The following is a 17,225-nucleotide window of genomic DNA, read 5'->3' as shown; positions in this document are numbered from 1 at the left end:
GTCGAAGTCGAGCCTTCACGCTCACGGCCGTCCGGTCCTGATTGATCAGGGCTTCAGGCGGTCGGATGACTCGCCCTATGGAGCCCAATATGCTGCGCATCTACAAAAGCCAGAACAGCCACCTCGTGCTTGTCGACATGATCGACGGCATCGCCCTGCCGACGCCGGCAATCTGGTACGACCTCTACAATCCATCGGCCGAGGAAACGCGGCTCGTCGAAGGCCAGCTCGGCATCGAGATCCCGACCCGCGACGAGATGCAGGAGATCGAGCTTTCCGACCGCCTCTACCAGGAGGCCGGCGCCGAATTCATGACGATGACGGCCGCCGCCAAGCTCGACAGCGATTATCCGGTCAAGGTGCCGGTGACCTTCATTCTCAAGGGCACGACGCTGGTTACCGTGCGCCACGCGGACCCGAAGCCGTTCCAGAATTTTTCCAATCGCATCCAGAAGGCAAACGGCCAGATCTGCGAAAGCGGCGAACTGGTGATGCTCGGGCTGCTTGAGGCGATCATCGACCGTACGGCGGATGCCCTGGAGCGCGCCGGCAGCGAGGTCGACGGAATTTCGCGGGATGTGTTCCGCAAGACCAATGCCAGCGCCACCAAGAAGACGCGCGACCTGCAGTCGCTGATCGAGCAGATCGGCCAGAAGGGCGACCTTTTGACGGTCATCCGCGAAAGCCTGGTCAGCATCGGCCGGCTCGTCGCCTATCATGTGGCGCTCGAAGGCATGGGGCCGCGCAAGGCAGGCAAGGAAAGCCGGCAGCGGATCAAGCTGATCCAGCGGGACGCGACGTCGCTTGGTGATCACGCGCTGTTCCTGTCGAACAAGATCAATTTCCTGCTCGACGCGACGCTTGGCCTCATCAACCTCGAGCAGAACCAAATCATCAAGATCTTCTCGGTTGCCGCCGTCGTCTTCCTGCCGCCGACGCTGGTCGCCTCGATCTACGGCATGAACTTCGGGGTGATGCCGGAACTGCAGTGGGAATTCGGCTACCCTGCGGCACTGATGCTGATGGTGATCTCGGCGATCGTGCCCTATTTCTACTTCAAGCGCCGGGGCTGGCTCTGAGCGCGCAACCTGCTGCATCGCAGCCCTGAGCGGGCACTCCGCCCAGGGCTTGCAGATTTCCATGACGAGCGAGGATGGCATGACAGCCGCCACGGGCCTGATCGACCGGCGCAGTTTCCTGAGGATGGCGGGCGCGGCCTGGGTGGCGAGCCTCGCGCCTGAGCGAGCCTTCGCCCTGACCAGGGCCGACGCCGTCTTTGCCTCGGCCTTCATGGCGCCGGACGGCAGCTATGGCGTCGCGACGCTCACGGAAGCGGGCGAGATCATCGACCGCACGGCGCTGCCGGCCCGTGCACACGGCATGGCCTATTCGCCCGTCAGCCGCCGCACCGTCGCCTTTGCCCGCAGGCCCGGCACCTATGCGATGATCCTTGCAACCGACGGCACGGCCGAGCCGATCGTGATCACCGCTGCCGACGGCCGGCATTTCTACGGGCATGGCTGCTTCTCGGCAGACGGCAAGCTGCTCTACGCCACCGAGAACGACTTTGCCGCCAATCGCGGCATGGTCGGCATCTATGACGGCAGCGACAACTTCACCCGCATCGGCGAATTCCCGACCTATGGCATCGGCCCACACGACATGACGCTGAGCGCCGACGGGAAACTGCTGGCGATTGCAAATGGCGGCATCGAGACCCATCCGGATTTTGGCCGCACCAAGCTCAATCTCGACCATATGGAGCCGAGCCTGACGCTGGTCGATACGCGAACCGGCGCGCTCGTACAGAAGCACGGTCTGCCGGATGATCTCAGCCGCCTGTCGACCCGGCATGTCGATATCGGTCCGAAGGGCGAGATCTGGTTCGCCTGCCAGTATGAGGGTGCGCGCAGCGACCTGCCGCCGCTCGTCGGCTCGTTTTCCCAGGGCGAAGACCTGAAGTTCCTGTCTCTGCCCGAGCGCACGACGGAAGCGCTGGCGAACTATGTCGGCGCCATCGCCGTCAACCGGAACGAGGGGCTGATCGGACTGACTTCGCCGAAGGGCGGCGTGGCGGTGATGCTCGATGCACGAACCGGTACCGTGCTGAAGGAAGAGCGCGTCGCCGATGCGGCGGGGGTCGCCAGAGCCGACCACGGCTTTGCCGTTTCCTCCTATGACGGCCACTTCAAGGCTAACAAGAGCCGAGTGGCCTGGGACCAGCACATCGTGCGGTTGGCTTAGGCCTAAGACGATCTCAGGCCGAAAAACGGCCGTCGCCGGAGAGTTTTGCCAGATCGTTCCAACGATAGGCGGTCTGGTCGTGGTTTTCGCCGCCGAGGCTCACCTGGCCCTGGCCAACGGCAATGGCGCCGAGATGCTCATAGAAGCCCCGATTCGGGTTGCTGGAAAGCACCCAGGCAAAGAGCGACTTGCCGCCAAGCTCCCGGCAGTGACCGGCGACGCTGCGCACCAGTGCCGAGCCGATGCCCGCGCCCTGGAACTCTTTCAGGATGTAAAGCGCATAGAGCTCGCGGTCGAACCGCGGCGGCATCGAGCGCGCCTTGCCGTAATTGGCAAAGCCGATCACCTTGTTCGTGCTCACGTCAACCGCAACCAGATGGAAGACGTCGGCGATGCGCATGCGTCTTGCGTGGCGCAACGCCTGTTCCTCGATGCTCATGGCGTCGAGAAAGGCATCGGAAATCAGCCCGCGGAAGGTCGATCGCCAGGTTTCGACGATAACGGAGGCGATCATCATGATGTCATCCGGGCCGGCCGGCCGGATGTCGATACGTCGGAAGGTCTTCATGGCAGCTCATATAGGTGGTGCATGATGGCTTCAAAACGGCGGCCCCGCTGGAAAGACGGAAAGTCTGTTCTATCTGGCGAGATCATGAACAGAACCATCGTATACGTAGTCTTCATCGCCGCCGTTCTCGGCCTCGGCCTTCTCATCGGCACCAACAACATCCCCGGCGAATGGTACCGGTCGCTGGCAAAGCCAGCCTTCAATCCACCGGACTGGATCTTCGCGCCGGTCTGGTCGATCCTCTACGTGATGATCGGCGTTGTCGGCGCCCGCATGTTTCTCGATCATCGGCGCAGCGCCGCCATGCGCCTGTGGCTGGCGCAGATGATCCTCAACTTCCTCTGGTCGCCACTGTTCTTTGGCATGCAGGATATAGCGTCGGCGCTGATCGTGATCATCGCGCTCGTGATCGCGGTTGCCGGCTTCGTCGTCGCAAGTTGGCAACGGGATCGCATTTCGGCCCTGCTGTTCCTTCCCTATCTCGCCTGGGTTGCGTTTGCGACGGCGCTCAACAGCGCGATTTTGCTCATGAATTGAACTTGTCCGACCTTCACGACCGTGCCACTGTCCCGCGGTCATAATGATGCCGCCCGACACAAAGGCCCATGGACTGATGGACGACCGTGATCCCCCCGATTTCCGAAAGCGCATTCGCGAGAGCTTCGCGCGGCAGGCGGCGATGCGCACGATCGGCGCCGAACTGACACTTGTCGAGCAAGGCACGGTCGAAATCGAGCTGCCCTTCGACGACAAGCTGACGCAGCAGCACGGCTTCCTGCATGCCGGCGTGATCTCCGCGGCGCTGGATTCAGCCGGCACCTATGCGGCCTATTCGGTGATCGACCCGGATGCCTCGATCCTGACGATCGAGTTCAAGGTCAACCTGCTTTCGCCCGGGCGCGGCGAACGCTTCCTCTTCCGCGGCGAGGTGACAAAGCCCGGATCGACGATCATCGTTTCCGACGGTCGCGGCTATGCGATCCGCTCCGACGGACCGGCAAAGCTGATCGCCTCGATGACCGGAACGATGATGGTTGTGCGCGGACGCGAAGGGATCGAAGGATGAGTTTTGCCGTCAAGGACGTTGCCGGACACAAGGTGCTCTACGTCATGGCCGTGGATGCCGAGTACGGTCCGCACCTGAAAGGCCGGATCAAGCCGCTGATGACCGGCGTCGGGCCGGTCGAGGCGGCCGTCGTGTTGACGCGCACGCTTGCCGAACTCGCCGCCGAGCGGGCCCTGCCCGATCTCGTCGTTTCGCTCGGCTCGGCGGGTGCCGCCACGCTCGAACAGACCGAAGTTTACCAGGCGGTTTCCGTCGGCTACCGCGACATGGATGCCTCGCCGCTCGGCTTCGAGAAGGGCGCAACGCCGTTTCTCGACCTTCCGGCCGTGGTGCCGCTGCCGCTGCGCATCCCCGGCGTTCCGGAAGCGCGGCTTTCGACCGGCGCCAACATCGTCTCGGGCGCTGCCTACGAGACGATCGACGCCGACATGGTCGAGATGGAGACCTTCGCGGTGCTGCGCGCCTGCCAGTCCTTCGGCATTCCTTTGATTGCGCTTCGCGGCATTTCCGACGGCAAGGCCGAACTGAAGCACGTCAACGACTGGACGGAGTATCTTCACGTCATCGACGAGAAGCTTGCAAGCGTGATCGACCGGTTGGAGAATGCGGTTTCGAGCGGCGTGATCCCGCTCTAGACCCCGATGGCTTCGGGTCTGGTCGACCCAAGGCCATAAACGTGATCGATGCTCACAGGTCAGAACGGGATGCGGGCGGAAAACCGCACGCACTTTTCCTCATCCCGCTCCAAAACCCCGGAATTGTCCGGGTGCAATAGAATCGTTGCGTCGATGGCGGGCTTTCATTAAAGGCTCGCCATGATCAAGCTTGTTTGAAGGCACCCAATGACCCAGACAGCCCATCCCGACACCGTTCTCATCGTCGACTTCGGCAGCCAGGTGACGCAGCTCATCGCCCGGCGCGTGCGCGAATCCGGTGTCTATTGCGAAATCGTGCCGTTCCAGTCGGCCGAAGAAGGTTTTCAGCGGCTGAAGCCGAAGGCCGTCATCCTTTCCGGCAGCCCTGCCTCGACGCTCGATATCGGCTCGCCGCGTGCGCCCTCGGTGATCTTCGATTCCGGCCTGCCGGTGTTCGGCATCTGCTATGGCCAGCAAACCATTTGCGCCCAGCTCGGCGGCAAGGTCGAGAGCGGCCATCACCGTGAATTCGGCCGCGCCTTCCTGGAAGTCGAAAAGGAATGCGCTCTGTTCGACGGTCTCTGGTCCCTCGGCTCGCGCCACCAGGTCTGGATGTCGCACGGTGACCGCGTCACCGCGATCCCCGAAGGCTTCGAGGTCGTCGCGACCTCCGCCAACGCCCCCTTCGCCTTCATCGCCGACGAGAAGCGCAAGTACTACGCCGTGCAGTTCCATCCGGAAGTCGTGCACACGCCCGATGGCGCCAAGCTGATTTCCAACTTCGTGCACAAGATCGCCGGCATCAAGGGCGACTGGTCGATGTCGGCTTATCGCGCCAAGGCGGTCGAGGCGATCCGCCGCCAAGTCGGTGACAAGAAGGTGATCTGCGCGCTCTCGGGCGGCGTCGACAGCTCGGTTGCGGCACTGCTGATCCACGAAGCCGTTGGCGACCAGCTCACCTGCATCCTCGTCGACCACGGCCTCATGCGCAAGGACGAGGCAAAGAACGTCGTTGCGATGTTCGAGGAGCACTACAACCTGCACCTCCTGCACGTCGACGCTTCCGACCGGTTCATCGGCGAGCTGGAAGGCCAGAGCGATCCGGAAACCAAGCGCAAGATCATCGGCCGCCTGTTCATCGAGGTGTTCGAGGAAGAGGCAAAGAAGCTCGGCGGTGCGGACTTCCTCGCCCAAGGGACGCTCTATCCCGACGTGATCGAAAGCGTCTCGTTTACCGGCGGCCCGTCGGTGACCATCAAGTCGCACCACAATGTCGGCGGCCTGCCGGAGCGCATGAACATGCAGCTCGTCGAGCCGCTGCGCGAACTCTTCAAGGACGAAGTGCGCGTGCTCGGCCGCGAACTCGGCTTGCCCGACAGCTTCATCGGCCGCCACCCCTTCCCGGGTCCGGGCCTTGCCATCCGTTGCCCGGGCGGCATCACCCGCGAGAAGCTCGAGATCCTGCGCGAAGCGGATGCGATCTATCTCGACGAAATCCGCAAGGCCGGCCTCTATGACGCCATCTGGCAGGCTTTCGCTGTGCTTCTGCCGGTGCAGACCGTCGGCGTCATGGGCGATGGCCGCACCTACGAGTTCGTCTGTGCACTTCGCGCCGTCACCTCGGTCGACGGCATGACGGCGGACTTCTACCACTACGACATGGAATTCCTCGGCCGCGCGGCGACGCGTATCATCAACGAGGTCCGCGGCATCAACCGCGTCGTCTACGACGTCACCTCGAAGCCGCCGGGCACGATCGAGTGGGAATAAACGCGCGGACGCATCTGCTGCGTCGGTGATAAAAAATGTTAAAGGGCGTGCTTCGGCGCGCCCTTTTTGCTTCCCGGCACAGTCGCGGCCCGGGTGCAGCGCTACTTCACCGCGTCGCGCATGCCATCGCGGAGTTTCCGCACCCGCTCGTTCAAATCGATCATTTCCGGCACCGTGAAGCCGGAGTTTTCCAGAAGCGCATCGGTCAGGCAGCCGGTCTTCACGTGGAGGCCGCGCCCTTTCGCGGTGAGGTGGACCTCGACCTGCCGCTCGTCGGTGACGCTGCGATGCCGCCCCAGGAAGCCGGCAGCTTCGAGCCGCTTCACAGCCGGCGTGATCGTGCTCGATTCCAGACCCAGCCGATCGGCAATCGCCGAGATCGTCAACCCATCCCTCTCCCAAAGCGTGCTCAGGACGAGATACTGCGTGTAGGTCACACCGAGCGCATCGAGCATCGGCTTGTAGACGCGGTTGATGGCGATCGACGCCGAGTAGATCGAAAAACAGAGCTGGCTGTCGAGCGGCAGCGTTGTCGGTTCGTCAGGCATTCCAACCTCCTTGTGGCGCTTTGCGGCTTCTTCCGCGAAAATAGATATCGCGATAATTAATATCTTTACAAGAAACCGGAGTCGCCGTATACGATTGTTATCGCGATAATGAATGTCGCGAAAACAACTCAACGAAGGAGACCCGAAATGCTCAAGTCCCTCATCACCGCCGCCGCTTTCGCCCTCTCCGCAAGCGCGCTGACGCCGGCCCAGGCCGCCCCCGCCACCAAGAATGTCGTGCTCGTTCACGGCGCCTTTGCCGACGGCTCCGGCTGGCAGGGCGTCTACAACATCCTGAAGAAGGACGGCTATAACGTCACCATCGTGCAGAACCCGACCCTGACGCTTGCCGGCGATGTCGCGGCCACCAAGCGTGCGATCGCCGCTCAGGACGGCCCGATCGTGCTCGTCGGCCACTCCTATGGCGGTGTGGTCGTTTCGGAAGCCGGCACCGATGAGAAGGTGAAGTCTGTCGTCTACATCGCCGCCTTCGCGCCGGATAAGGGCGAGTCCGTTTCCTCGCTCATCGCCAACCCGCCGGCCGGCGCGCCCGTTCCGCCGATCCTGCCGCCGGTCGATGGTTTCCTCTCGCTCGACAAGGAAAAGTTCGCCGCCGCCTTCGCGGCCGATGTCGATCCTGAGATTGCCGCCTTCATGGCCGACTCCCAGGTCCCGTGGGGCGTCGAAGCGGCAGCCGGCGCCGTCACCGCTCCGGCCTGGAAGGAGAAGCCGAGCTTCTATCTGGTCGCGACCGACGACCACATGATCCCGCCGGCCGCCCAGCGCCAGATGGCAAAACGCGCTGGCTCCACCGTGGTCGAAACATCCGGCAGCCACGCCATCTACGTCTCGAAGCCGGAAGCGGTCGCCAAGCTGATCGAGCAGGCAGCGCAGGCGAGCGAATAAGCGATATCAACCGGCAACGAAGGCAAAAGGGCGAAGCGCGACGCGTCGCCCTTTTGCTTGTCCCGAAGACAATCCGGAAGATCCTGGTGGACGCCATTGCCGGCCCTGTTGCCGCCAGATCTTTGGTTAGAATTTCTGACCGCCCCATGCTCGATCGGCACCTCGATCGAACGGATCGCCCTTTCTATCTTCTGTCTCACCGGCGCTCAGGCCCAACGCCCGAGCCGGACTCAAACAGAAACGCACCTTTCGAAAGGGCATATCCATGGAAAATGTTCACGGAAAAGTCGTGGCCGTGACCGGCGCAAGCAGCGGCATCGGCGAAGCCGCTGCGAAGCTGCTGGCGGCTGCCGGAGCCAAGGTCGTGATTGGCGCACGCCGGTCCGACCGGCTGGAACGCATCGCCGGCGAAATCGCCGGCGCCGGCGGCGAGGTCCGCTTTCGCGTGCTCGACGTTACCGACCGCGGCGACGTCGCCGCCTTCGCCCGCTTTGCCCAGGCCGAATTCGGCCGCCTCGATGTCATCGTCAACAATGCCGGCGTGATGCCGCTGTCGCCGCTGGCAGCGCTCAAGGTCGACGAGTGGGACCGCATGGTCGACGTGAACATCAAGGGTGTGCTCTATGGTATCGCCGCGGCCCTGCCGATCATGAGCGCGCAAGGGGACGGGCAGATCATCAACATCTCCTCGATCGGCGGCCATTCCGTGTCGCCGACGGCCGCCGTCTATTGCGCCACCAAGTTCGCCGTCCGGGCGATCTCGGACGGCCTGAGGCAGGAGACCGACCGCATCCGCGTTACCGTCATCTCGCCCGGAACGACGACCTCCGAACTCGCCGATACGATCAGCGATTTGACCGCACGAGAAACCATGAAGGAATGGCGGGCCGTCTGCATCAGTCCTGACGCCATCGCGTCGTCGATCGCCTACGCCATCGGACAGCCCGACGATGTCGACGTCAGCGAGATCATCGTGCGCCCGACGGCGAGCCCGCATTGAGGCCATGTGCTCCGGGGATCAAAGCGACTGAAGGCACGCCTCGAGCGTGCCTTTTCGTTCTGCAGCAGCATTCAAATCAATAGCGTTGACTAATCAATTAGTATTCGCTATTTATTTATCCATGATGATCGAAACCGCTCCCATCACCGCCGTCATGCGCGCCCTTGCCGATCCGACCAGGCGCGCCGTGTTCGAGCGCATCGCCAATGCCGACGAGATCACCGTCGTTGAACTGACGCGCGGCAGCGGCGTGACGCAGGGCGCGATTTCGCAGCACCTCAAGTCGCTGAAACAGGCGGGTCTCGTCGCCGAGCGTCCGGAGGGCCGCAACGTCTATTACCGCGCCGAGCCCGAGGGCCTGGCGCCGCTCGTCGACTGGATGAGCCACTACGGTACCTTCTGGCGTGACCGCTTCGCCAATCTGCGCACCCTTCTCAAGGAGATCGATCCATGACCGACGCAGCAGCCTTGAAACTCGAGACCCAGGATATCGTCGTCGACGAGGTCTTTCCGCATACGCCCGAGACGATCTGGAGGACGCTGACCAACGGCGAATTGATGGGCCGATGGATCATGCCGCCGACCGGCTTCCAACCGGTGGAAGGCACCCATTTCACCTTCCGGACGACGCCCGCCGGCGCATGGGACGGGACCATCCGTTGCCAGGTGCTGGAGGTGCGCCCGCATGAGCGTTTCGTCTACTCCTGGAAAGGTGGCGACGAAGGCAACAGCGGCTATGGCTCGCGTCTCGATACGGTCGTCACCTGGACGCTGACGAAGGTCGACAACGGCACCCGCCTCCGGCTCGTTCATTCCGGCTTCGTCACGCCGAAGAACGACAGCGCCTATGCCAACATGAGCAATGGCTGGCCGAAGGTCCTGTCGCGACTCGGCACCATTACCGACGAACAGCATTGAAGCCCAGGCCGGGTCGCCATAGCGATCCGCCCCCCCCCCCGAAACAGGCAAAGTGATTGGTCGGCGTCGCCCTCGCAGCCACGCGCAAGGCTTTGCCGTGCCCGAGACTGGAGCGAATGTATGAGCAAGTCCTATATCGGCGGATGCGCCTGCGGTGCGATCCGCTACGAGATCTCAGGAGAACCGGTCTTCTCCAACGACTGCCAGTGCCGTGATTGCCAGCACGAAAGCGGGACCGGGCACGGATCGCATATGACGTTCCGCCGCGAGGGCGTGAAGCTCGAAGGTCAGGCCTCGCATTGGGACATGGTCGCCGACAGCGGCCATTTGAAGACGCGCGGCTTCTGCCCCAGCTGCGGCTCTCCGGTCTACATGACCTTCTCAGCCATGCCGGAGTTCTTCAGCGTTCGCGCTGCAAGCCTCGACGATCCCAGCCGTTACAGACCGCAAGCGGTGACCTACGCCGTGCGCGGCCTTGCCTGGGACCGTCTCGATCCGAATTTGCAGAAATTTGGCCGGATGCCGACGGAGTAGCGAAGCAACAGCCTCAGCCAACGGGTGAAGTCTTCCATTCCCCGCCGGATGTCCTTGGCATTGTCAGCCGGCATCCCCTTCTCCGGTCGAGACCACATGTCGTGGCGCGCGACCCGGGCGGCGGAGGGCACCATGTCGTCGAACCAATTCGCATTCGATCTCGGCTGTCCCCAGCCAGCGCCGGCAATCGACATCCTCTACTTCGCGCTGCTTCCGGACGAGCCGGCTGCCACGAAGGCACTGGCGATTGCCGAAAGGGATTTCGCCGACCAGATGGCGGATGGCTTCATCTATCGGCCCGATCGCCTGCACGTCTCTGTCGACAAGCGCTGGCAGGGCCGCGGCTTGCCCGACTTCGCGGTTGCGGATGCGCTGCGGCAGGGTGACCGCGTCGACGTGCCAGCGGTCGAGATCCGCCTCGACAGGTTGGTCAGCAACGGCAATGGCCGCGACCGGCCGCGCGCCCTGACGACGCGCGACGCCGCGCCGGGCTTCAGCGCGCTGGTCCGGCAGATCGAGGCGCTCAAACGCCCGCTCATGGCAATCCCCCATATGACGCTCTACCGGAACGATCGGGTCGCGCCGGATCTCCGCGTTTCCGAACCGGTCTCCTGGGTGGCGCGCGAACTCGTTCTGATCCATGCCCGCAAGGGGGCGGGCTCTACGAAGATCCTCGCCCGCTGGCCGCTATTGCCGTCGCGCTGAAGTCCAGGCGGAAGGTAGCCGCACACCTTGGTGATGTGCCAGTCCGGCTCCGACGGTGACCCCGCCCTTACGCGGGCGGAATGAAGGGTTGGCTGATCGTCTGGAACACCGGAAGCGCTTCAAGCATGTCCGCATGCGCCTGCAGACGCGGATAGCGTCCCATCGCGACCAGATCGCGATGCACCTCCTTGAGGAAGCGCAACACAGCCGCAACGGCGATATCCACATGGCCGATGCGCTCGCCGAACCAGTAGGCGCCCGTGCTTTGCGCGCGGCTCGTTTCGAGCACTTGAAGCGTCTCTTCGATCTGGCGGCGGCAGCGGTCGACCCAGAGTGCCGAGACCGCCCCGTGCAACCGCTTCTCGTAGAACAGGCTGACGGCCTTGTCGCCGAGGCCCGTGGCGAGCGTCGCGATTCTCAGCGCCCGGTGGCGCGCCGGTTCCGTTCGCGGGAACAGGACCCGTTCGTCGGAAACGAGACTGTCGAGATAATCGAGAATGATATGGCTGTCGGTAAGCACCGTCCCATCGTCCAGAACCAGCGTCGGCACGCGCGTCAGCGGATTGTAGGCCCGAAGCTCGTCGGCATTGCCGAAGGACGACCAGGGACGATGTTCGAACGGGATGTCGTAAAGGCTGAGCGCGATGCCCACGCGTCGCACGAAGGGGGAGTCATATTGGCCGATCAGGATCATCTTGCTGTCTCCCACCTGTGCTGGATGCTTCACGGAACAATAGGCCTGCCGATCATGTCAAAGCCAGAGCGACGTCGGCGCAACCCGAAACCGCACCCTAGTTCTTAGCGACTTGCGGAGCGCCTTGGGAATGCCGATAAGCGCGACCAACGAACGATACGGGAGGAGCCCATGGACGTTTCCGAAATCATCATCGCCGGCGATACGCCCGGTATCGAATGGCGCCTACCGGTTTTCCGTTTCAAGGGCAGAACGGCCGCTGCACCGAAGACCTACATCCAGGCGGCGCTGCACGCCAACGAACTGCCGGGCACCGCACTTGCCCATTTCCTGCTGCAGCGGCTGCAGCAGGCGGAGAAAGACGGCGCCATCCTCGGCGACATCACCGTCGTGCCCCAGGCAAATCCGATCGGCACCGCGCAGTCGCATTTCGGCGAGTTGCAGGGCCGCTTCGACCTCGGCTCACGCACGAACTTCAACCGTGATTTTCCGCTGATCACGCTTGGCGACCGTGACCGGCTGATCGACGATCTCGACCGCTACTCGGCGACGGATCGGCTGAAACGGCAGCTGCTGCATATGGCGCTCGGCGCCGACCTGATGCTCGATCTTCATTGCGACGACGAGGCGCTGCAATACGCCTATATCGACGACGCCTTCTGGCCGGAAGCGGGCGACCTCGCCTCGGCGCTCGATATGGAGGCGGTCTTCCTTTCGGACGGCGAAAGCTCCGCCTTCGAGGAGGCTGTCGCCTATGCCTGGAAATACGAAACCGGGCAGAAGAAGACACGCCTGCCGGGACGCCTCTCGGTGACGGTCGAGCTTCGCGGCACGCGCGACGTTTATCCGGAGCTTGCTCGCAAGGATGCCGAAGGGGTCTTCCGCTTCCTCGTCGCCCGCGGCGTCATTACCGGTGACGAAGAAACGATTGCACCCTTCGCTGGCATCATCGCACCGCTCGACAACATCGAGATGATCAGGGCCCCTGAGGCCGGCGCCATCCTGTTCCACCGGGATATCGGCGAGAGCGTGAAGGCAGGCGATCTGCTCGCAACGATCCTTACGCGCCCCGGCCAGGCGGACGGCGCCCTCGAGGTGCGCGCGCCGCAGGACGGGCTGATCGTCACCCGCGTCTCGACCCGCCTTGCACGCCGGCGCTCGGACTTGATGAAGATCGCCTGCGCTGCGCCGTCGAGCGCCGGGCGCAAACCCGGGTCGCTTGAAGCCTAGGGCCTGGGATTGAATGTTCAAGCGGCCGTCACGCCCCCGTGGCGGCCGTCATCTTTGGGCTGTCGAGCAGAATGGTCGAGCGCAACGTCTTGATCTCGGCGATCTGCTCGAATTCACTCCAGAGCAGGCGTTTGTAATCCGCGACGTCGCGCACCGCGATCTTCAGAAGAAAATCGAAATCGCCGGCGACCGTGTGGCATTCCACCACCTCCGGCATGCGCGACACCAGCTCGATGAAGCGCTGGCCGACCTTGCTTGCGGTGCGCTCCAGCGTCACCTCGACGAAGGCCTGGAAGCCGATGCCGGCTGCCTTCGGATCGACGACCACCGTCTGGCGGATGACGCCGGCCGCATAGAGCCGGGCAAGGCGGCGCGACAGCGGCGCCGGCGAGAGCCCGACTCTCGCCGCAAGCGCGTTGTTGCTGAGCGATGCATCCTCCACCAGAAGACGGATAATCCGCCGGTCGATCTGATCCAGTTCCACCGCCATCTTCTCAACCATCATCGCCCCCAACGCTTCGATTTCGGCTTCAGGGAATATGCCGCAGCACGCAAATCAGCAAATGAATTGCAGAATTTTGCGCAAATAGCACGCTGTCGATATTGTCTCCGTGGCAAATATCGCATCGATTTTGCGCTTGCGCTGACTTAAGAAGAAAGCCGCAGGGCAGCCGGAGGAACGGCGGCCGGCAGGCTTTCTCGACCGATAACGCATCGCTGCCACTCAAGGGGGAATTTCCGGCATGTTCGACGCTCTGATCCGCCAACCCGATGATCCGTTGCTGGCCCTGATCGGGCTTTACCGCAAGGACGAGCGCCCCGGAAAGGTCGATCTCGGCGTCGGCGTCTACCGCGACGAAACCGGCCACACCCCGATCTTTCGCGCCGTCAAGGCAGCGGAGAAGCGCCTGCTCGAAACGCAGGACAGCAAGTCCTATGTCGGCCCCGAGGGCGATCTCGTCTTCATCGATCATCTCTGGACGCTGGTCGGTGGCGATACCATCGATCGCAGCCATATCGCCGGCGTGCAGACGCCGGGCGGTTCCGGCGCTCTCCGGCTCGCGGCCGACCTCATCCACCAGATGGGCGGCAAGCGCATCTGGATCGGGCTGCCGAGCTGGCCAAACCATGCCAGCATCTTCAAGACCGCTGGCCTTGAGCCCGCCGGTTACCCGTTCTTCGACGTGCCGACGCAGAGCGTGCTCTTCGACAACATGATAACGGCGCTCCAGAGCGCTGCTGCCGGCGACGCCGTGCTGCTGCATGCGAGCTGCCACAACCCGACGGGCGGCGTCATCACGCAAACGCAGTGGATGGAGCTTGCCGCCGTCATCGCCGAGCGCGGCCTGCTGCCGCTCGTCGACCTTGCCTACCAGGGTTTCGGCCGCGGTCTCGACGAGGATGTCGCCGGTCTCCGCCACCTGATCGGCGTCGTTCCGGAAGCGCTGGTTGCCGTTTCCTGCTCCAAGTCCTTCGGGCTCTATCGCGAGCGCGCCGGCGCGATCTTCGCGGTGACGGCCTCCTCGTCTTCGGCCGATACGGTCCGCTCCAACCTCGCCGGCCTTGCCCGCACCAGCTACTCGATGCCGCCGGATCACGGTGCTGCAATCGTGCGGATAATCCTTTCCGACGCCGAGCTCAAGCGTGACTGGCAAGCAGAACTCGAAACCATGCGGCTGCGCATCACCAACATCCGCCGCGCGCTCGCCGAAGGCTTGCGCGATCGCTGGCAGGCGCTCGGCGCCGTCGCCAGCCAGGAAGGCATGTTCTCGCTGCTTCCGCTTGCCGAGGCCGACGTCATGCGGCTTCGGAACGAGCACGGCATCTACATGCCCGGTTCCGGCCGCATCAACATTGCCGGCCTGAAGACGGCGGAAGTCGACGGCGTCATCGCCAACTTCAAGAACCTCTGAGGACCATGATGGCCGAGCACAGCATCGACGCGACAGAAACCCCGACTGAACGCCATCGCCTCTACGAGGATGCGCTGGCGATCCTGACGGGCACGCTGATCATGTCGCTCGGCATCATCATCTACAGCAAGGCGATGCTGCTCACGGGCAGCACGTCGGGCCTGGCACTGCTTCTGCAATATGCGACCGGCGCCGAGTTCTGGCTGGTCTTTTCGCTCGTCAACCTGCCCTTCTACGTCCTGGCGGTCAAACGGCTCGGCTGGATGTTTGCGCTGCGCACCTTCATCGCCGTCAGCCTCGTCTCGCTGTTTTCTCGGCTGACGGCCGGCTGGGTGGAGATCGCCCGGCTTGACCCGATCTACGCGGCGGTTGTCGGCGGCGGGCTGATGGGCATGGGCCTGTTGATCCTCTTTCGCCATCGCACCGGGCTTGGCGGCATCAACATCGTCGCGATCTATCTCCAGGAAAGGTTCGGCATCCGTGCCGGCTATTTCCAGCTGGCGGTCGATCTCACCATTCTGGCTGCCGCCTTCTTCGTGTTGCCGCCATCGAACCTGGTGCTCTCGGTGATCGGGGCCGCTGTCGTCAACATGACGCTGGCGATCAATCACAAGCCGGGACGCTACGCCGGCGTGACCTGACGCAAGGTCTCGGTCTTCCCTCCCGCGCATCGGGCGGCTATCACTCCTGCCACGCTTTGAAATTGCGCGATTCCCAGCGGCGCGGCCGTTCGGAATTGCTCGCTGCGGCTGGAGCATGGGAATGACGGTTACGATTTACGGCATCAAGAACTGCGACACGATGAAGAAGGCCCGCACCTGGCTCGACGGCCGGGGCATCGCCTATCGCTTCCACGACTATAAGGCCGAGGCCATCGACCGCCCGCATCTCGAGCGCTGGTGCAAGGAGGCCGGATGGGAAACGGTGCTGAACCGCGCCGGCACGACTTTCCGCAAGCTCGACGAGGCCGACAGGCAGGGCCTCGACGAACAGAAGGCGATTGCGCTGATGCTCGCCCAACCCTCGATGATCAAGCGTCCGGTGCTCGAAGCGGACGGCAATCTGCTGATCGGCTTCAAGCCGGACCTCTACGAGGCCGTACTCGCCAAAGCCTGACCCCCATTTGGAGCGACGACGATGTCGAAGACCACGCGCGCCACGCAGATGCTTTCGAAGGCCGGTGTCACCTTCAGCGTGCATGCCTATGACTATGATCCCAATGCGGAGCGCGTCGGCCTGCAGGCAGCCGAGGCGCTCGGCGAGGATCCGAGCCGGGTGCTGAAGACGCTGATGGCTGAAGTCGACGGCAAGCCGGTCTGCTGCGTCGTTCCCTCGGATCGTGAGGTCAGCATGAAGAAGCTCGCCGCCGCCTTCGGCGGCAAGTCGGCGGCGATGATGAAGCCGGCGGATGCCGAGCGGCTGACCGGTTACCATGTCGGCGGCATCAGCCCGTTCGGCCAGAAAAAACATGTGCCGACGGCAATCGAGGAGGCCGCACTTGCCGAAGTGCAGGTCTACATCAATGGCGGACAGCGCGGTCTGCAGGTGCGGCTTGCACCCCGCGACGCCCAAACCGCGCTAAAGGCGATCGCGGCACCGCTCATCGCCTGAGGCACTGCCATCAAAATATCACAGATGCCTTATACGAGCCGCTGATGCGGGGACGAAATGTGCAATTTTTGCATGCACGCCCGCCTTGGAACGGCGTCGGGTCTCTCACATGGCATTTGCAAGATTTCCCAGCGCGAAGCGTCTTCTGAAGCGCCTCGCCGTCGGCACGGCTGCGCTCGTCGCGGCCCTAGTCATCTACCTCGTCGGTCTTCAGTGGACCGGCAATTTCCATACGCTCGTGGCCGGTGAGGTCTACCGTTCGGCACAGCCGACGCCGGAGGCGATCGCCGCCTATTCCAAGGCCTACGGCATCCGCACCATTCTCAACCTGCGCGGCGAAAAGCCGGACGAGCGCTGGTATCGCGAAGAGGTTGCCGCCGCCGAGCGCAACGGTATCCGGCTCATCAACTTCCCCATGTCCGCTTCGGCCGAGATCGACCGCAAGGAAACCGACGCGCTGATGGCGATCCTCAGGGACGCGCCAAAGCCGCTTCTGATCCACTGCAAGGCCGGCGCCGACCGCACCGGCCTCGTCTCGACGATCTACCTGCAGCAGATCGCAGGGGTCGACGAGGAAACGGCCGAGTGGCAGCTTTCGCCGCTCTATGGACACGTGGCCATTCCCTATCTCTCCGGCACCTTCGCCATGGACGAGACCTGGGAAGCGCTGGAGAAGTCGTTCGGGCTGAGCAGCTAGGCGACGACGGCGTCCCAGATTGACGCTCGTTCCGGCGGGGCCCCTCATCCGGCCTGCCGGCCACCTTCTCCCCACAAGCGGGGCGAAGGAGACGCATGGCACCCGTTCGTCTCAGCAACGACGACCTCCCTCTCCTGTGACGGCTCCGGTCGGCGGCGCTACGAACAGCACGCCAGCACGCCCCCT

23 protein-coding genes are annotated in these 17,225 nt (G+C 63.5%); 18 read left to right on the top strand and 5 right to left on the bottom strand.

Annotation, left to right across the window (positions count from 1 at the left end; genetic code table 11):
- Positions 1-89: 89 nt before the first annotated feature.
- Positions 90-1,079 (top strand): magnesium transporter CorA family protein, encoded by a 990-nt coding sequence (locus AC3WVQ_RS19940; RefSeq protein WP_060519881.1) that lies wholly within the window; start codon positions 90-92, stop codon positions 1,077-1,079.
- Positions 1,080-1,140: 61 nt separating this feature from the next.
- Positions 1,141-2,244 carry a DUF1513 domain-containing protein gene (locus AC3WVQ_RS19935; protein ID WP_244546754.1) on the top strand — a complete coding sequence of 368 codons (1,104 nt, stop codon included), beginning with the start codon at positions 1,141-1,143 and terminating at the stop codon, positions 2,242-2,244.
- A 13-nt stretch (positions 2,245-2,257) separates the two neighbouring features.
- Here the strand turns inward: AC3WVQ_RS19935 and AC3WVQ_RS19930 are convergent, their stop codons facing one another.
- Positions 2,258-2,812 (bottom strand): GNAT family N-acetyltransferase, encoded by a 555-nt coding sequence (locus tag AC3WVQ_RS19930; RefSeq protein ID WP_034804517.1) that lies wholly within the window; start codon positions 2,810-2,812, stop codon positions 2,258-2,260.
- An 84-nt stretch (positions 2,813-2,896) separates the two neighbouring features.
- On the opposite strand from AC3WVQ_RS19930, the gene AC3WVQ_RS19925 reads away from it, so the two are divergent.
- The 4 genes from AC3WVQ_RS19925 to guaA all read left to right on the top strand — a co-directional run bounded on the left by AC3WVQ_RS19925 (position 2,897) and on the right by guaA (position 6,283).
- Positions 2,897-3,349 carry a TspO/MBR family protein gene (locus AC3WVQ_RS19925; protein WP_060580618.1) on the top strand — a complete coding sequence of 151 codons (453 nt, stop codon included), beginning with the start codon at positions 2,897-2,899 and terminating at the stop codon, positions 3,347-3,349.
- A gap of 76 nt (positions 3,350-3,425) precedes the next feature.
- A complete protein-coding gene (locus tag AC3WVQ_RS19920) occupies positions 3,426-3,878 on the top strand; it encodes a PaaI family thioesterase (protein ID WP_034805179.1) in 453 nt (150 codons plus the stop codon).
- Positions 3,875-4,513, top strand: a complete 639-nt coding sequence (locus AC3WVQ_RS19915; RefSeq protein ID WP_090296310.1) for a 5'-methylthioadenosine/S-adenosylhomocysteine nucleosidase — start codon at positions 3,875-3,877, stop codon at positions 4,511-4,513. Before AC3WVQ_RS19920 ends, AC3WVQ_RS19915 begins: the two co-directional genes overlap by 4 nt.
- 207 nt (positions 4,514-4,720) lie before the next feature.
- The gene (gene guaA / locus AC3WVQ_RS19910) at positions 4,721-6,283 is read left to right on the top strand and encodes a glutamine-hydrolyzing GMP synthase (RefSeq protein WP_034804526.1); all 1,563 of its coding nucleotides are present in this window, start codon (positions 4,721-4,723) and stop codon (positions 6,281-6,283) included.
- A gap of 101 nt (positions 6,284-6,384) precedes the next feature.
- Here the strand turns inward: guaA and AC3WVQ_RS19905 are convergent, their stop codons facing one another.
- Positions 6,385-6,831, bottom strand: coding sequence for a MarR family winged helix-turn-helix transcriptional regulator (locus tag AC3WVQ_RS19905; protein WP_034804530.1), 447 nt, complete (start codon positions 6,829-6,831; stop codon positions 6,385-6,387).
- A 147-nt stretch (positions 6,832-6,978) separates the two neighbouring features.
- On the opposite strand from AC3WVQ_RS19905, the gene AC3WVQ_RS19900 reads away from it, so the two are divergent.
- The 6 genes from AC3WVQ_RS19900 (at position 6,979) to AC3WVQ_RS19875 (ending at position 10,894) form a co-directional block, all read left to right on the top strand.
- On the top strand, positions 6,979-7,737 hold the full coding sequence (locus AC3WVQ_RS19900) for an alpha/beta hydrolase (RefSeq protein ID WP_034804533.1): 759 nt from the start codon (positions 6,979-6,981) through the stop codon (positions 7,735-7,737).
- A gap of 265 nt (positions 7,738-8,002) precedes the next feature.
- Positions 8,003-8,737 carry an SDR family oxidoreductase gene (locus AC3WVQ_RS19895; protein ID WP_060580615.1) on the top strand — a complete coding sequence of 245 codons (735 nt, stop codon included), beginning with the start codon at positions 8,003-8,005 and terminating at the stop codon, positions 8,735-8,737.
- Positions 8,738-8,861: 124 nt separating this feature from the next.
- Positions 8,862-9,191, top strand: coding sequence for an ArsR/SmtB family transcription factor (locus AC3WVQ_RS19890; protein ID WP_060519878.1), 330 nt, complete (start codon positions 8,862-8,864; stop codon positions 9,189-9,191).
- A complete protein-coding gene (locus AC3WVQ_RS19885; RefSeq protein WP_034804539.1) occupies positions 9,188-9,655 on the top strand; it encodes an SRPBCC family protein in 468 nt (155 codons plus the stop codon). Before AC3WVQ_RS19890 ends, AC3WVQ_RS19885 begins: the two co-directional genes overlap by 4 nt.
- A 120-nt stretch (positions 9,656-9,775) precedes the next feature.
- Positions 9,776-10,189 carry a GFA family protein gene (locus AC3WVQ_RS19880; RefSeq protein ID WP_090296307.1) on the top strand — a complete coding sequence of 138 codons (414 nt, stop codon included), beginning with the start codon at positions 9,776-9,778 and terminating at the stop codon, positions 10,187-10,189.
- 132 nt (positions 10,190-10,321) lie between these two features.
- Complete coding sequence (locus tag AC3WVQ_RS19875; protein WP_090296304.1) at positions 10,322-10,894, top strand: 2'-5' RNA ligase family protein; 573 nt, start codon at positions 10,322-10,324, stop codon at positions 10,892-10,894.
- 67 nt (positions 10,895-10,961) lie between these two features.
- On the opposite strand, the gene AC3WVQ_RS19870 is transcribed toward AC3WVQ_RS19875, so the two are convergent.
- Positions 10,962-11,588 (bottom strand): glutathione S-transferase family protein, encoded by a 627-nt coding sequence (locus AC3WVQ_RS19870; protein ID WP_090296303.1) that lies wholly within the window; start codon positions 11,586-11,588, stop codon positions 10,962-10,964.
- 171 nt (positions 11,589-11,759) lie between these two features.
- On the opposite strand from AC3WVQ_RS19870, the gene AC3WVQ_RS19865 reads away from it, so the two are divergent.
- Positions 11,760-12,818 carry a M14 family metallopeptidase gene (locus AC3WVQ_RS19865; RefSeq protein WP_060519636.1) on the top strand — a complete coding sequence of 353 codons (1,059 nt, stop codon included), beginning with the start codon at positions 11,760-11,762 and terminating at the stop codon, positions 12,816-12,818.
- Positions 12,819-12,846: 28 nt separating this feature from the next.
- Here AC3WVQ_RS19865 and AC3WVQ_RS19860 read toward each other — a convergent pair whose 3' ends face one another.
- Positions 12,847-13,320: an Lrp/AsnC family transcriptional regulator gene (locus AC3WVQ_RS19860; RefSeq protein ID WP_089043352.1), complete on the bottom strand. Its 474-nt coding sequence runs from the start codon at positions 13,318-13,320 to the stop codon at positions 12,847-12,849.
- Positions 13,321-13,348: 28 nt separating this feature from the next.
- On the bottom strand, positions 13,349-13,546 hold the full coding sequence (locus AC3WVQ_RS19855; protein ID WP_143034216.1) for a hypothetical protein: 198 nt from the start codon (positions 13,544-13,546) through the stop codon (positions 13,349-13,351).
- 15 nt (positions 13,547-13,561) lie between these two features.
- On the opposite strand from AC3WVQ_RS19855, the gene tatA reads away from it, so the two are divergent.
- The 5 genes from tatA (at position 13,562) to AC3WVQ_RS19830 (ending at position 17,039) form a co-directional block, all read left to right on the top strand.
- Complete coding sequence (gene tatA / locus AC3WVQ_RS19850) at positions 13,562-14,731, top strand: tyrosine aminotransferase (RefSeq protein ID WP_090296300.1); 1,170 nt, start codon at positions 13,562-13,564, stop codon at positions 14,729-14,731.
- Between the two features lie 8 nt (positions 14,732-14,739).
- Entirely contained in the window at positions 14,740-15,372 is a 633-nt protein-coding gene (locus AC3WVQ_RS19845; RefSeq protein WP_089043143.1) for a YitT family protein, read from the top strand.
- A 121-nt stretch (positions 15,373-15,493) separates the two neighbouring features.
- A complete protein-coding gene (locus AC3WVQ_RS19840) occupies positions 15,494-15,847 on the top strand; it encodes an ArsC family reductase (protein ID WP_034804565.1) in 354 nt (117 codons plus the stop codon).
- A 21-nt stretch (positions 15,848-15,868) separates the two neighbouring features.
- On the top strand, positions 15,869-16,342 hold the full coding sequence (ybaK, locus tag AC3WVQ_RS19835; protein ID WP_090296298.1) for a Cys-tRNA(Pro) deacylase: 474 nt from the start codon (positions 15,869-15,871) through the stop codon (positions 16,340-16,342).
- Between the two features lie 109 nt (positions 16,343-16,451).
- On the top strand, positions 16,452-17,039 hold the full coding sequence (locus AC3WVQ_RS19830) for a dual specificity protein phosphatase family protein (RefSeq protein ID WP_060519626.1): 588 nt from the start codon (positions 16,452-16,454) through the stop codon (positions 17,037-17,039).
- The last annotated feature ends 186 nt before the right edge of the window (positions 17,040-17,225 follow it).

The organism is Ensifer sp. EB106-05-01-XG146 (genome assembly GCF_058791875.1).
The sequence above is the reverse complement of the archived record's forward strand: the minus strand, read 5'-3'. Positions and strand labels throughout refer to the sequence as shown.